General features: G+C 61.6%; 14 protein-coding genes. 6 read left to right on the top strand and 8 right to left on the bottom strand.

Features of this window, described 5'->3' with window-relative positions; all coding sequences use genetic code 11:
* Complete coding sequence (locus tag FJ978_RS02040) at nucleotides 1-999, bottom strand: nicotinate-nucleotide--dimethylbenzimidazole phosphoribosyltransferase (protein ID WP_140569727.1); 999 nt, start codon at nucleotides 997-999, stop codon at nucleotides 1-3.
* A 250-nt stretch (nucleotides 1000-1249) separates the two neighbouring features.
* Between FJ978_RS02040 and FJ978_RS02035 the strand changes: the two genes are divergently transcribed.
* Both FJ978_RS02035 and FJ978_RS02030 read left to right on the top strand, forming a co-directional pair.
* Nucleotides 1250-1480, top strand: coding sequence for a DUF1289 domain-containing protein (locus FJ978_RS02035; protein WP_013895544.1), 231 nt, complete (start codon nucleotides 1250-1252; stop codon nucleotides 1478-1480).
* A 61-nt stretch (nucleotides 1481-1541) separates the two neighbouring features.
* Complete coding sequence (locus FJ978_RS02030) at nucleotides 1542-2246, top strand: TIGR02281 family clan AA aspartic protease (protein ID WP_140569726.1); 705 nt, start codon at nucleotides 1542-1544, stop codon at nucleotides 2244-2246.
* A gap of 6 nt (nucleotides 2247-2252) precedes the next feature.
* On the opposite strand, the gene dusA is transcribed toward FJ978_RS02030, so the two are convergent.
* Nucleotides 2253-3251 carry a tRNA dihydrouridine(20/20a) synthase DusA gene (dusA, locus tag FJ978_RS02025; RefSeq protein WP_140569724.1) on the bottom strand — a complete coding sequence of 333 codons (999 nt, stop codon included), beginning with the start codon at nucleotides 3249-3251 and terminating at the stop codon, nucleotides 2253-2255.
* Between the two features lie 115 nt (nucleotides 3252-3366).
* Between dusA and FJ978_RS02020 the strand changes: the two genes are divergently transcribed.
* Complete coding sequence (locus tag FJ978_RS02020; protein ID WP_140569722.1) at nucleotides 3367-4428, top strand: site-specific integrase; 1062 nt, start codon at nucleotides 3367-3369, stop codon at nucleotides 4426-4428.
* A gap of 553 nt (nucleotides 4429-4981) precedes the next feature.
* On the opposite strand, the gene FJ978_RS02015 is transcribed toward FJ978_RS02020, so the two are convergent.
* From FJ978_RS02015 to traA, 3 genes are all read right to left on the bottom strand, one after another.
* Entirely contained in the window at nucleotides 4982-5587 is a 606-nt protein-coding gene (locus FJ978_RS02015; RefSeq protein ID WP_246678028.1) for a hypothetical protein, read from the bottom strand.
* 454 nt (nucleotides 5588-6041) lie between these two features.
* Entirely contained in the window at nucleotides 6042-6239 is a 198-nt protein-coding gene (locus FJ978_RS02000) for an AlpA family transcriptional regulator (RefSeq protein ID WP_140569718.1), read from the bottom strand.
* A 126-nt stretch (nucleotides 6240-6365) separates the two neighbouring features.
* Complete coding sequence (gene traA, locus FJ978_RS01995; protein WP_140569716.1) at nucleotides 6366-9413, bottom strand: Ti-type conjugative transfer relaxase TraA; 3048 nt, start codon at nucleotides 9411-9413, stop codon at nucleotides 6366-6368.
* Nucleotides 9414-9585: 172 nt separating this feature from the next.
* Between traA and FJ978_RS01990 the strand changes: the two genes are divergently transcribed.
* The 3 genes from FJ978_RS01990 (at nucleotide 9586) to FJ978_RS01980 (ending at nucleotide 11048) form a co-directional block, all read left to right on the top strand.
* Nucleotides 9586-9912, top strand: a complete 327-nt coding sequence (locus FJ978_RS01990; protein WP_210241432.1) for a conjugal transfer protein TraD — start codon at nucleotides 9586-9588, stop codon at nucleotides 9910-9912.
* A 1-nt stretch (nucleotide 9913) separates the two neighbouring features.
* Nucleotides 9914-10156, top strand: coding sequence for a conjugal transfer protein TraD (locus FJ978_RS01985; protein ID WP_140569713.1), 243 nt, complete (start codon nucleotides 9914-9916; stop codon nucleotides 10154-10156).
* Between the two features lie 265 nt (nucleotides 10157-10421).
* The gene (locus FJ978_RS01980; RefSeq protein WP_140569711.1) at nucleotides 10422-11048 is read left to right on the top strand and encodes a hypothetical protein; all 627 of its coding nucleotides are present in this window, start codon (nucleotides 10422-10424) and stop codon (nucleotides 11046-11048) included.
* 216 nt (nucleotides 11049-11264) lie between these two features.
* Here FJ978_RS01980 and cydB read toward each other — a convergent pair whose 3' ends face one another.
* Genes cydB through FJ978_RS01965 form a run of 3 tightly spaced genes read right to left on the bottom strand, consistent with a single transcriptional unit; the run spans nucleotide 11265 to nucleotide 13895 of the window.
* Nucleotides 11265-12275, bottom strand: a complete 1011-nt coding sequence (gene cydB / locus FJ978_RS01975; protein ID WP_140569710.1) for a cytochrome d ubiquinol oxidase subunit II — start codon at nucleotides 12273-12275, stop codon at nucleotides 11265-11267.
* The gene (locus FJ978_RS01970) at nucleotides 12272-13675 is read right to left on the bottom strand and encodes a cytochrome ubiquinol oxidase subunit I (RefSeq protein ID WP_140569708.1); all 1404 of its coding nucleotides are present in this window, start codon (nucleotides 13673-13675) and stop codon (nucleotides 12272-12274) included. The genes cydB and FJ978_RS01970 overlap by 4 nt, the downstream gene beginning before the upstream one ends.
* On the bottom strand, nucleotides 13665-13895 hold the full coding sequence (locus FJ978_RS01965; protein WP_140569707.1) for a hypothetical protein: 231 nt from the start codon (nucleotides 13893-13895) through the stop codon (nucleotides 13665-13667). Before FJ978_RS01965 ends, FJ978_RS01970 begins: the two co-directional genes overlap by 11 nt.
* Nucleotides 13896-14472: the final 577 nt, after the last annotated feature.

Below are 14472 nucleotides of genomic sequence, written 5' to 3'. Positions count from 1 at the left end.
CTAGCCTCGAACAGCGGCTGCCATGCCCGAGCTGGTCAGTGCCGCCGCCTTGATCAGGCCTGCGCCAAGCGCCGCCCCTGCCCCTTCGCCGTGGCTTATGCCCCAGTCGAGCAGCGGTCGAAGGCCGAGCCGTTCGGCGGCCGGGGCGTGGCCCGGCTCCGGCGACAGGCTGGCAAGAAGACAATGGTCTATTGCCGAAGGGTTCGCGGCATGCAGCACCGCCGCGGCGGCCGTCGCGGCAAAGCCGTCGAGCAGCACGGGGATATTCTGCATCCGCGCGGCGAGGATGGCGCCGGCCATCGCCGCGAACTCGCGGCCGCCGACCCGGCGCAGCACCTCCAACGGGTCTTCGAGATGGCCGGCGTGAAAGGCCAGCGCCGCATCGACGACGTCCGCCTTGCGGGCCTGCATCGCCGCATCGGCGCCGGACCCCGGGCCGATCCAGTCGGCACCCCTGCCCCCGAACAGCGCGGCGAGCAAGGCCGCGGCGACGGTCGAATTGCCGACGCCCAGATCGCCGAGGCAAAGCAGGTCGGTGCCGCCGGCAATCGCTTCCATGCCGAAGGCCATTGTGGCTGCGCAGCCGCGCTCGTCGAGCGCGGCGTCCACGGTGATGTCGCCGGTCGGGATGTGCAGGGCAAGATCGAACACTTTCAGCCCGAGGTCGTTGGCAATGCAGATCTGGTTGATCGCGGCACCGCCGGCCGCGCAAAGCTCGACCGCGTTGGCGGTCGCCGCCACCGGACGCGGCGAAATACCCTGCCTGACAACCCCATGATTGCCGGCAAAGACCGCCATCAGCGGCCTTGTCACGGCGGGCGGAGCCCGGCCGCTCCAGGCCGCAAGCCACGCGGCGACGTCCTCTATACGGCCAAGCGAATTCCCCGGTTTGTCGGCTTTGGCGAACAGCGTGCGTACGCGTGCCTGGGCTGTCATGTCGGCTGCTGGCAGGCTGGCGAGCAGGTTGCGAAAATCGTCGAAAGGCAGTGCGCTGGTCATGTCGGGAGCAATCGTTCCTGGAGGTGGTGAGCGGCATAGCTGCCTTGCGTGATCGGCACAACCTCTCGATCGTCCTTCTTGCCCGGTCGCCCTTCTTGCCCGATCGTCCTTCTTGCCCAATCGTCCTTCTTGCTTGATTGCCGCAAAGACGGCGGCGGAGGGCGCGATCGCGAGGGCTTGCATTGGCTTTGCCGTTGCACCATGTGGAGATGGAACGAGGGATTCCGAGCGGAAACCTCAAGAGAAAGTCATGACGGCCATCGAATCCCCGTGCATCCTCGTCTGCTCGATCGACATGAAGACCGGCTTCTGCTTCGGCTGCGGCCGCACGCGCGAGGAAATCGGTGCCTGGATGGGGATGACGCCGGAAACGCGCCGCAGCGTGATGGCCGAACTGCCGGCCCGGCTGGAAACGGTCGAGCGCCGGCCGCGCCGGGAAACGCGCCGCACCCGCATGGCGCGCGAACGCGACGCACTCTAAGCAGTTGATCGTTTCACGGAAACGGCGAACTGCTCTAACTCTTTGGTTTAACGAGGCACGGATGGGCCGGCTGTTCTGGATTCTGATGGCCGTGATCGGCATGGGGGCAGTCCTGCTCATGCTCAACGATTCCGCCGGCAGCACGCTCGGCGTCGACAATGACGATTTCGGCCGGCTGATCTGGCTTGGCGCCTTCGGTGCCCTTATCGGTGCCGGCCTGCTGCGGTCGGGCCGCCCATTGGGCGATATGGCCCGCAATCTTGGCGCCTGGGCGGCAATCGTGCTCGCGCTGATCGCCGGCTATCAGTATCGCTACGAACTGCAGGACGTTGCCAGCCGGGTGACCGCGGGCCTCGTTCCCGGCAGTCCGCTGGCGCTCGGCGTCGAAGACGGCCACGCCACCGTGACCCTCGACAAGGCCGACAATGGCCACTTCGAAGCGCGCATCCTGATCAACGGCAACCCGGTCCGCGCCGTGGTCGACACCGGCGCGACCAGCACCGTGCTGACGTCGCAGGACGCGCAAGCCGCTGGCTTCAATCCGGCGGTGCTCAACTACACGATACCGGTTTCGACCGCCAACGGCATGGCGCGCGCCGCAGCCGTCAAGACCAACGAGGTGGCGATCGGCGGCATCGTGCGCAAGGACATGTCGGTGATGGTGGCGGCACCTGGCATGCTCAGCCAGAGCCTGCTCGGCATGAACTTCATCGGCTCGCTGTCGGGCTTCGACGTGCGCGGCGACCGCATGGTCCTCCGGGACTGAGGTGCTTCAGGCCGCTTCCGCCGCCGCTCCGCCGAATACCACAGCCGCGAAAGCCGTCTTCAGCACGTCCGGCCCGGCGCCGGGCCGGGTCGCGTCGGTCGATAGAATCTGGCGATAGCGGCGCGCGCCGGGCAATCCGTGGAACAGCCCGACCATGTGGCGGGTGACATGGCCAAGCCGCCCACCCTGTTCGATATGGCGCGCCGCATAGTCCGCCATCGCATCGATCAGGGCGGCGAAATCGAATGCCGCTGGCTCAGTGCCGTAGAACGCGGCATCGACGCCAGCCAGAATACCTGGTGTGTGGTAGGCGGCGCGGCCAAGCATGGCGCCGTCGACATGATCGAGATGCCGACGCGCTTCGTCAAGCGACTGAATTCCGCCATTGATACCAATGAATTTGTTCGGTTTTCCGGCCTTCAGCCGATAGACCCTGTTGTAGTCGAGCGGCGGGATGTCGCGGTTTTCCTTCGGGCTCAACCCTTCCAGCCAGGCCTTGCGCGCATGCACCCACAAGGCGTCGGTGCCGGCTTCGAAAACCCCGTTCGCCAGCGCATCGAGCGCCGGTTCGGGATCCTGTTCGTCGACGCCGATGCGGCATTTCACGGTGACGGGGATCTTCACCGTCGCTTTCATGGCCGCGACGCAGTCGGCGACAAGGTCGGGCACTTTCATCAGACAGGCGCCGAACGTACCTGACTGGACGCGGTCCGACGGACAGCCGACATTGAGATTGATCTCGTCATAGCCGAACGCTTCGCCAATGCGCGCCGCCTCGGCAAGTTTCGCGGGGTCGGAGCCGCCGAGCTGGAAGGCGACTGGATGTTCCGCCTGATCGAAGCCAAGCAGCCGATCGCGCGCGCCCTGGATGACCGCGTCGGCCACCACCATCTCGGTGTAGAGCAGCGCACAGGTCGTCAGCTGGCGATGGAAGAAGCGGCAATGCCGGTCCGTCCAGTCCATCATCGGCGCCACGGCCAGTCTATGCTCTTGATTTTTCAGCATTTTTTCTTTAACATCAACTCGTTAGTCGCAATCGCGGCCACGCCACTTTACGCCAGGATACGACCCTTTTCGCCACGTTTCGATCTCTCAGTGCACACGGAGCGCACACGAAGAAATGGCCACCTACACAAAACTCTCGTCCGGCTCCTGGCGTGTCCAGGTCCGTCGCAAAGGTCGCTACGTCAGTGAGACCTTCCTGCGCCGAGACGACGCGCGACGCTGGGCAACTGAAACCGAGCGTCAGGTCGATCGCGGCGAGACGCCTACTAAGTCCCGCATTGCGCGCCTCAAAACTTTCGGCGACCTCATCGACCTTCATATCGACGACATGTGTGATGTAGGCAAGTCCCCGCGCCGCTCCAAGGCCGCGGCCCTCGATATGCTCCAACGGCATTTGGGGAAGTGCAACCTAGCAGCGCTCGATCGCGAGCGGCTCATTCGCTTTGGTCGCGATCGAGCCGCCCAAGGTGCCGGACCGATGACTCTCGGTATCGACATCGGATTTGTAAAACTCATTCTGGCTCATGCCGCGGCGGTTCACGGCCTGCCCGTTAAGGTCGAACCGGTTGATTTAGCTCGTATCGCCCTAAAGAGACTTGGCCTGATTGGGAAAGGAAATCAGCGCGACAGGCGGCCGACCCAAGATGAGCTCGACAGACTGATCGCTCACTTCGATGCAAATCCTCGTCAGATGGCCCCACTTAGCCAAATCATACGTTTCGCCGTCGCAACCGCGATGCGCCAGGAAGAAATCTGCACGGCACGTTGGTCCGATTTGGAAACTCGCACGCGGATGCTTCTCATCCGTGATCGGAAAGATCCCCGAAACAAGAGCGGTAACAATCAACGCATACCGCTGTTCGCGGCGACCGGTTACGACGCGTGGACCATTGTTGAGGAGCAGAGGGCCAAGCGAAGCAACGACGATGACAGAATTTTCCCGTTCAATCATCGGTCAGTCGGCACCGCCTTCCGTCGAGGGTGTGCCGACCTGAGCATCCACGACCTTCATTTTCATGACTTGCGTCACGAAGGGACGAGCCGGCTATTCGAAGCTGGGTTCACAATCGAACAGGTAGCGCTGGTTACAGGACATAAGGATTGGAAGATGTTGCGGCGCTATACGCACCTCAAGCCGGAAATGCTCCACACTATCCAAGCAGCGAGGGCTGCATAGTTGACGCGAGTGGCGGTATCAGTCCGCAATCTCCGGCGGCGTTGAACGCCTCCGATGGATGCGGCGGCTACAATCGCGCTGCCTTGAAACAACGATTCAAAACGGGATCTCGTCATCAAGCTCTCTGTGCTTGACCGCCGGAGGCGCGATCCGCCTGGCTGGCGCAGGGAGAGCCTTGGGTGATGGCGGAGGTCCAAGCCTCGTGGTCTCAGCGTCTTCTGCCTCTTTGTCGGCGCCGATTAAGCTTGTGATAGTAGCAATGGCCTGCGGCGCCTCAGCTAGGAAACCGGTGGCCCCACCGACGCGACGCTGACAGCAGCAATGACTGCCAAGACCTTCGCAAAACTAACGCGCGGCTGAGAGAGTTCCACCGATAGTTCGTCCAGCTTGCGGAGGAGTCGTTTGGTGCGATGCAACTCAATGTAAGCATCTGAAATGGCTGGTGGACCGAGTAAGGAGCATGCCGGCGTCGTCGAACTTTCCAACCTGCCATTCTTCCACGGGAGAGATGCCGCCAAGCCGGAGGCCCACGTATTTGACGCCCACGAAAAGTTCACAAAACAGGCGCATTCTGTTTGGATTCCTCGGTCGAAAGCGCCGTCACGAGCTTGATGGCTTCGTCCCAGTGTCGCGCCACGTCAGCACGGGTGATGGTGCGGTCCGGTCGGTAGGCTGCCAGATCGCCCGCAAATGCCTTCAGGTCGTGCAATACGGACGCAATGTGCGGCCATGGGAAATCCGTCGGATCGCCGATGTCCCGGTCGGCGCCAACAATCATCTCCAGCTTTGCGATGATCCCAGCGAGCGTCAGAGCAGCAACGCTGGGGATTGCATCCTGAAATTTGAGTGCCTCGGTCATGGCAAACACCTCTGCCTCGCGAGCCGCCGCATATTCGGCGCTCGCATCCGGCGCGGCCACCGACATCCGCCAAGACAAGGATTCGCCCGGGGTCAATACCGGAATTCCGGTATTGACCTTCATTCGTGCCTCTAAACGTTGCTGCACCCGACACAACAGCAATGAGGCATATCGAGCTTGTCGCCACTCGCTCCAGAGACCTAAGGCCGGGTCTATTGTTTGCCGTTCGGGACCGTCCGGCTTACCGCCTTGCCGGTCGATGACGAAAGGCAAAGTCGTGGTATTGTCGGAATCAGCCATGATCCGAGCTCCAGACAGCTTTGGCGTGGTCAGGCTAGGCACGGTGCGTCAACACTGCGTCTAGCCGCACCCTCGACAACCGGCCAAGGGTATCCACTGATACCTTTGGATCATAGCGCAATGATCTAAAGGGATCAACAGAAATTGGTGACAGCAGCACAAATGCGGGCGGCCCGAGCTTTGATTAGCCTATCACAATCGGAGCTTGCCAAGCGGGCCGGCGTTTCAATTCCTACTGTAAAACGTTGTGAGAGCGACAGTGCGCGCGTCGCTGCAGTCTCTGCTGAAACCCAGGACAAAATCCGCGTTGTTCTTGAGGCAGAGGGTGTGGAATTCACTAACGGCAATCATCCGGGCGTCAGATTGCGGCGGCCCTGACCGACGAAGCGGCGGGAATAGAGTTTATCCCCGAGAACGGCGGTGGCCGTGGCGTTCGTTTGTCTCGCAATCAGAGCTAATGCTCTGCTCGCCATGCAACCGGGTTGTCGATCCATCTGTCGATTTCCGATTCCCGCCAGCCCGCTCCGTTGATGCTGATCTTGATCTGAGCCGGGAACGTGCCTTCAGAGATCTTGCGATAGATTGTCGAACGGGACAGGCCGGTCCGGTCAAGGACGGTTCTGAGGCGTATGATGCGATCCGGCTCGGGCATAGCTCGCCTGCTTCTCACTGGTTGTTGTCGGTATCCGCTGGGACAAAGGGCGCACCAATGCTGGGCGCAATCCTATTTTTCGCTTCACCCGCCTGTAGCGTGGAAACGGCCGCAAATCGGAGGGGTTCAGATACCGATTCCGCGCCCCTTACCGATGCCATGGTTGAAGGCGAGTTCCGCGCCCAGGCGACGACCCGAATCCACGCTGATGCCAAGCTCGCGTTTGCGGTTTGCCAGCAGGGATTCAAGTTGAGGGTCGCGTCCAAGACTCTTGGCCATATCGGACATGGCCGATCGCGTTGACTTGTAGCCGGACATGTCGCCGGCCTGATATTGCTCCCGTCCCGTCCGGTCGAGCTTTTGCCAACGTTCGACGAAACGGTCGGCGCGGCGGCCGGGATCGATGTCCACCCCGGTGCGGATTTCCGCTTCAAGCTGGAGAGCCAGCACGATGCGGCTGACGCGGCCGGCGCCTGCCTCGCGGACAAGTTCGGGATTTTTCACATAGGCGGCTTCTGCATCGCGCCAGCCATGCGGCCGCACCTTCTCGAAAGCGCTACGGGCATCCCTCAATTCGCGCATCTGCTCGGGGCTGCCCTGCCCGCCCGCATTCCCAGTACTGAGGATCGCGTCGATAGCGCGCGCGTGACGAACAAGCGCCTGGGTGCGGGCTCGGCGCATTTCTGCTTCTGGGTTCTCCGGCACATTCGTGTCGAGCTGCGCTCCCCCAGCAAAAGCTTCTCTTCCAGGCGTGGCGCCAACATCTCCGATACGCGCCCAAACATTTTCCCTTCCCGGCCCAGATGCACGTTCCTGCATGGGCTCACCGTCTCCGGGCGAGCGCAACCCGTCCAGCAGTCCGCCAATCCTGTCGCGCAGCTTCTCCGGAACGATCCGACGCACGATCTCGACCACGCGCTGGCGGAACGTGATGCCGCGCCGCTCGGCATAGTGTTGCGCTGGGTCGATCCGCTCGTAATCCGACGCCATGTCCTTGGCGCGGTCCCGTGACAGCGTACGTGCGAGCCGCTCGCGCGTACTGAAGTCGTCGCTGCCATAATGCAGGTCCATCCCGTCTCGATGCCGAGACAGAGCAACGTAGCTGCCATGCGCATCCATGCCCGGCGTTGCCAGCACATGGGCCCGGTCGACGGTCATGCCTTGCGCCTTGTGAATGGTCGCGGCATAGCCGTGGTCGATGTGGGCGTAGTCTTTCAGGTCGAAGCGAACCGACCTCCCATCCTCGACGCAAACCGTCATGCTCTGTGTGCTGACTTCCTCCACGATGCCGAGCGTGCCGTTCTTGACGCCAAGCCCGCGCTCGTTGCGCAGGAACATGACCCGGTCGCTGCTGGCGAACGCCCTTGCACCGCGTTCAACAGTCACTTGCAGTTCGTCGCCGATATCGCCGGCAGCGCGCATGCGCTCGCGCGCTGCCTGGTTCAGGGCATGCACCTCGTCGTTTGTGTGGGTGAGGATTATCCGGCTCGCCTCTGGATGCGCCTGCCTGTCACGATCCCAGCGCTCGACGAGTTCACCTCGCGCCTCATTGCGCGTTGCAGCCTGATGCACCATGCCTTGCGCGTCATAGGCATCGATCGCGGCGCCGATCCTGCCGGTTGCCAGATCGCGCGTGGCATCGCGCTGCCAGTCCTCGCGCTGCCGGCGCACCTGACCGATTTCGACGCCGCCGCGTCGCTCGTGGATGGAACGGAATGCAGCGCCGGCTTCGATGGCCTGCAACTGCTGCGGATCCCCAACGAGGACGACTTTTGCGCCAACGTCCGCCGCATGGGAAAGCACGCGCTCCAACTGGCGCGTGCCGACCATGCCGGCCTCATCGATCACCAGCACATCGCGGGCGGTGAGCAGATCCCTGCCCTGTCCCCAACCATGCTCCAGACTGGCGATGGTGCGTGACGAGATGCCTGATCCGCCTTCCAGATTCTCGGCGGCAATGCCGGAGAGTGCGGCGCCTCGAACCTCGAAGCCCGCCGCTGCCCATGCCTGGCGCGCAACGCCCAGCATGGCGCTTTTGCCCGTTCCGGCAAAGCCGACAACGATACCAAGCCCGTGACCATCGGTGATGTGCGCAAGCGCATCGGTCTGCTCGCCTGACAGGACAAGCCCGCGTTGCGCGGCCCGCGCCAGCGCTGCCTCGCGATGTGCGTTGCTCACCGCGTGGCGCTCGTCCAAATCCATACGCTGCGCAGCGCGGTGAAGGCGCTGCTCGGTCTCGATCATCTGCCTTGTGGTGAAGCGGTCTTCGCCGCGTCCGTCCTTGCCGAGTCCGACCAGATCGGGTGCGTTGCTGATGGCTCCCACCACCTCGTTGAACTGCTCCATGCCTTCGCTGTGGCGATGCGAGAACTTGGCAATGTCCTTTCGGGTGAAGGTCGATTGCTGATGCGTGATGGCATCGAGCGCCACGGATGGATCGGCAAGGATGCGCGCGCCATTGTTGCGCGCGATCTCGCGATGCAGTTCGGCGCGATCTGCTTCAATGTCGCCAGCAGCAAGGCCACCGCCCTCAATGCGTTGCGCCGGTGCACCAATCTGCGTTTGCGGCTCCAATGAAATGCCCTGCGCTTCCAGACTGCGATGATCGATGCGTGCGTCGATGTCGAGTTCGGCAAGGCGTTCATTGGCCAGCTCCGCCCATCGCTCGCGCCAGCGCTCGACCATCTGGGTAGCATTCCAGTCTCGAACCTTCGCCCCAAAACCGTTCGCGTCCACGGACCGCATGGTCAGCATGACATGAGCATGCGGCTTGGGGCTGCCATCCTCCGCCCTGTCCCAATGCACATTGAGATCGGCGACCATGCCCCGGCTGACAAACTCGACTTGTACAAAGTCGCGGGCCAGTTCGATGCCTTGCGCCTGGCTGAGTTCGCGCGGGAGCGAAAATTCGACCTCGCGGGCAAGCTGCGCGTCCTTGCGCACCTCGAACGCCTCGACATCGTTCCACAGCCGTTCGCGGTCGCGCCACGCCTCGGGCGCATCCTCAGGCAACATCACCTCGGAATGGACGACACCGCGTTTGGCCGAGAAATCATGGCTGCGTTCGATCCGCTCGTCGCGCAGCCGCGACGCTGAACGGTAGGCGGCTGACGCCACCGAGCTCGAGCCTGCCTTGCGGCCAATGACCTTGACGTGAAGATGATAGATCGCCATCGCGACCAGATCATTTGCACGTCAAAGCGCACGTCGGCACGACGTATAAGCGCGCCCTCCCTCGAAAAATTCTCGGGATGGACCAGCCCGTGCCGGGCTGTCTCGGCAACCCTGAAGCCTTCCGGGGTGCGCTCGCCTATCATAGCCACATCAACAATCAATGGAGAAGGCCATGCGCAAACCACGGGACTTCGACGCCGAACTGAAGGCGCTGGAAGAAAAAGCGCGCGAGCTCAAAACGCGGAAGGTGCAGCAACTTGGCGAGCTGGTGATCGCCACCGGCGCCGATCAGCTCAGCACCGACGAACTGGCCGGCGCACTGGTTGCAATTGCCGAGACGGTCGACACGGCAAAGCGCGAGGCATGGGCCAAGCGTGGGGTGACGTTTTTCGAAAGCCGGTCCCGGCGAGCTGCTCCGGCATCTCAGCGCAACCCTCGCAGCGCTCCAGCGCAATCGGGCAGCCCACAATCGCAGACAGGCGGCTCTGGCTCGCAATGACATGCGTACATGGCAGGTCGAGCGTCGCAAGCGTACCCGGCAGCTCATCGAACTTGGCGGTCTCGTCGCCAAGGCAGGCATCGTTGATCTGACCAATGACGATCGCGCTACCATCTACGGCGCGCTGCTTTGGATCGCCGCCAAGCTGCAAAGCCATGAAGGCGGTCATGCGCGGAACTTGTGGGCCGCAAAGGGAAGGCAGGCGTTCGATGCGGAACGGCATGGTGAGCCGAAGGCCCGGTAAACGAAGCGGTGTCTCGCGCAAATAGCGGGCGGCGCGAAGCACCCAAAGGCGTAGCTCCGCCCGCCTTGCACCAGCAGCCAAGGATTTCGAGCCTGTCGGGAACGTACAGGTTTGGCAGCAATGCGGACGCCGCTCTTTATTTCCCGCCACGAGCCACACCGAGTGTTTCACCGCCTAGTGGCGGGGATCTACGGAAAAACCATCCAACAGACACCCGACGGGTTTCGCGTTTCGGTTGCGCCGCGCTCTGTGGCAGAATTCTCTTATGCAAATAGAGGAAATCAAATCCCGCCTGGAGAAGGCCGTCACGTTATTCATGGACGACCAGAAGCAGCTGCTCGAACTCGATGTGAACGAGCGCGCATTAGGGGCGACGCTCGCCCATCTTTTCGTGCGCGAGCTCTTTCCGGATCACAAGGTCGATGCCGAGTACAATCGTGTCAGTCTTGACGGCAGCCCGAAGCGGCTAAACTTGCCACTGAAATGCGGTGGGGAAAACACGCCCGTCTACTCCGATATCGTCGTGCATCATCGCGGCGACAGTGAAGAGAACATCTTGGTCGTCGAAATCAAAAAGCCGACAGAATCGAACAGCGGAATCTGTTCCGGCGCCTTGCGGTCTTCTGCCTGCCCGGTCCCGCCGGCCTCTTCGCAACACCCCAATCTCCTGGGCACTGCAGCGAACACCTGTTTGCACAGCTTCGGTCGACCTTGGGCATTTGAGCGCATAACCGCACGTCGAGGGAAGACCACGAGCGGGGGCTCATCGCGTTCAACTGTGGGCTGGCATGGATCGCAACATCATAGGACCGTTCGATCAAACATCGCTTGGAATGCACTAGTTGCGCAGAGCCTGAAAGGGAACGGCGTCGGTGAGGTCTTGAAAGACTGAGCAAGAAAGGGAAGTCGGCCGACCGATCACAGTGAGCTTCCAAAGCACAGTGGCCCACTGCTGTCTGCGCTTCTGAGCCATAGAAGAGCGGGTACCTGCGCAGGTAGTTCTTGGCGATAGGTTGCGGACAGTTTAGGTGACGTCACCGGAACGGCCACACCGCAGCTCACAGTCTCGTTAGAGCTGGCACCAAGCGACTGAGTGGCGCACACGAAATCAATGATATCCGACATCTGTACGGACCTTGCCGCGAAACACCCAATAGGACCAGCCGGTGTACATCAGAATCACCGGCAGCAACACGAGCGTGCCGACAAGCAGGAAGGCTTGCGTGCGCTCGGACGAAGCCGATTCCCAAAGCGTGAAATGATAAGGAACAATCATCGGAAAGAGGCTGATCGCGATACCGACGTAAGAGAGCATGAAAAGACCGATGGCGCCGATGAAGGGCTTTATCTCACTTGCGCTGTCCAGAACCTGCCACGTGAAGAATGCCACCGCCGCGGTCGCTACGGGCACCGGGGCCAAGTATAGAATGTTGGGCCAGGCAAACCAGCGCGAGGCGATGGCCTCGCTCATGAATGGGGTCCAGATGCTGACCAAGCCGATACCGATGAGCACGCCAACAAGGCACACGCGGCCGTGCCGACGCGCTGTTTCCTGTACGGCTCCGTTTGTCTTCAAGATCAGCCAGCCCGCGCCCAAAAGCCCATAGCCGAACAGAAGGGCAAAGCCGGTCAAAAGCGAGAACGGCGTCAGAAAGTCGAAGGACCCTCCCGAGAACTGCCTGCCAGTGACCTCGAAACCCTGGATGAAGGCGCCGAGCACGACCCCTTGAGCAAAGGTGGCGACGGCCGAGCCGTAGCAGAAACCATGGTCCCAGAAGGTCTTGTGCTCGGCATCGCGGAAGCGGAACTCGAACGCCACGCCACGGAACACCAGTGCCAGCAGCATGACGAGAATGGGAAAATACACCGCGGGAATGATGATGGCGAAGGCGAGCGGAAACGCCGCAAGAAGCCCCAGGCCGCCCAGCACCAGCCATGTCTCGTTGCCATCCCAGATCGGCGCGATCGAGTTCATGATCGTGTTGCGGGACGCTGTGTCGGGCGCGAAGCCGTAAAGCATGCCGACGCCAAGGTCGAAGCCGTCCAGAAGCACGTAGAAAAACACCGCCATGCCGAGGATCAGCGTCCATATCGGCACGAAATCGAGAACCTGGCTCATCGCACTTCCCCCTCTCGTAGTTCGACCGCTCCGGCACGAACCGGCGCCTCTGGCCTGCCCCCTTCAATCTCAGCGCCCTCGTCGGCGACGATGGACGGGCCTTTGCGCACGATGCGCAGCATCAGGAATAGGCCCGCGGGATAGATGATGAGATAGACGGCGATGTAGCCAAGCAGCGAGATGACAACATCGGACCTCGTTAGCGACGGTGTCACTGATTCCGCCGTTCGTAGAAGGCCGTAGACCGTCCAGGGTTGACGTCCGACCTCGGTGGTAATCCATCCGGCGATAACCGCCACGAAACCGATGGGCGCCGCGATCTGAGTGATCGTGAGAAAAGCCGGCGAAGTGTCCAGCCGGCCGCGCCAGCGAAGCCATCCACCAAAAAGGACGAGGCCGAGCATCAGCATGCCGCAGCCGACCATGATGCGGAAGGCGAAGAAGGGGATCGCGACGGGCGGACGCTGATCGGCCGGAAAGTCCTTGAGGCCCTTGATCTCGCCGTCAAGCTGGTGGGTTAGGATGAGGCTGCCGAGCCGTGGAAGGTCGATGGCAAAGAGGTTGCGCTCGCCCTTGTCGTCGGGAATAGCGAACAGGGTCAGTGGCACTTGCCGCGCGGTTTCCCAACGCGCTTCGATTGCAGCGAGCTTTGCCGGCTGGTGCTCAAGCGTGTTCAGACCGTGCTGGTCGCCGATGAAAATCTGGAGTGGGACTAGCACTGTAAGCAGCCATAGCGTCATCGACAGCATCGTTCGCCCTTCCGCGGCCGACCTCCCGCGACGTATCAGATAGGCGCCGACGCCCATGACGACGAAGCCGGTCGTGACGAAGAAGGCGACGACGGTGTGCGCCAACCGGTAGGGAAAGGAAGGATTGAAGACCACCTTGAACCAGTCGGTCGGGAAGAACCGGCCGTCGATGATCTCGTAGCCGGCCGGCGTCTGCATCCAGCTATTTGCCGACAGGATCCAGAAGGAAGAAAGCAAAGTTCCCAGTGCCACCATCAGCGCGGCGACAAAATGCGCCCAGCGTGGCACCAACTGCCGTCCGAACAGAAGGACGCCAAGGAAGGCCGCCTCCAGGAAGAACGCCGTCAGGCCCTCATAGGCGAAGAGCGGTGAAAGGACATTGGCGGTCGCGTCGGAAAAGCGGCTCCAGTTCGTGCCGAACTGGAAAGGCATGACAACGCCTGTGACGACGCCCATGCCGAAAGCAATCGAGAATATTTTGATCCAGAACGTCGAGATGCGGAGATAGATGTCCTTCCCGGTGAAAAAATTGATGCCCTCCAGCATCGCGATGAAGGCGGCCAACCCAACGGTGATGGCCGGCAGCAGGATGTGCCAGCCGATCACCCAGGCAAATTGCAGTCGCGACAGGAATACAGGATCAAAATCCATTACTCGTCTCTCCCGATGCATGCGAGCCGGCGAGAATCACTTCATCTGCTACTTCACCAGCCGCAGCCACAGTGATAACGGCCCGCTTCAACACCAGGATCAAGCTATAGAAATTGGCGTAACTGTCGACACCGGATTCCAAACCGCTCTTCTTTCCCACCTTCAAGTGAGCGACCTGCGCACCCAGCGTTGCTCGTGAGCCTTCGAAAAGGGCAGCCAAATGACAAATGAATTGTCCAGCGGCTGCTGCGACAGTCAGCGGCCTCCGTTCGCCCCTGAAAGAAAGCTGATCTCAAAGCCTACAGCCGAAGCCGGCGACTTGGCGCGACATCTTCTGGCATTCAATCCTCTAACCACACCATGCGAAAACAAGGCCGTAGTTCCGTCAAGCCGCGGAAGACGCTCCTTCGCCTGTGCTTCCGTGAGCCTTGGTGAGATGATGACCGGCTGACTCCGGCTCCCGGTGTCGACCTTCTGGTTGTCGGTGAGTTGCAGGCTGTTTCGGAAAAATTGCGGCCCGCACTCGGCGGATAGGTCAGGCTGAGACGAATTTCATGTTGGATCAATGTTGTAGACCGCGCGCACCGTCTCACTTGGATCGGTCTCGGCGTGGTTTCACCGCATGTCTCGTCGACGACCTTGGCCGAAGAACCGATCCGATCCGTGATCAGCCGCGCACCCGCAACAATGCCGAAACCGGCGGCACTAAGCTGGCCACGGTAAACGGCTGGTTTACGCGCGCGTTTCGGGCACCGAAGGTATCTACAAGATCTACGGAGAGCGTCTTCGCGGACAAG

The sequence above is a fragment of the Mesorhizobium sp. B1-1-7 genome (genome assembly GCF_006442705.1).
GTDB classification, from domain to species: Bacteria; Pseudomonadota; Alphaproteobacteria; order Rhizobiales; family Rhizobiaceae; genus Mesorhizobium; species Mesorhizobium opportunistum.
The sequence above is the reverse complement of the archived record's forward strand: the minus strand, read 5'-3'. Positions and strand labels throughout refer to the sequence as shown.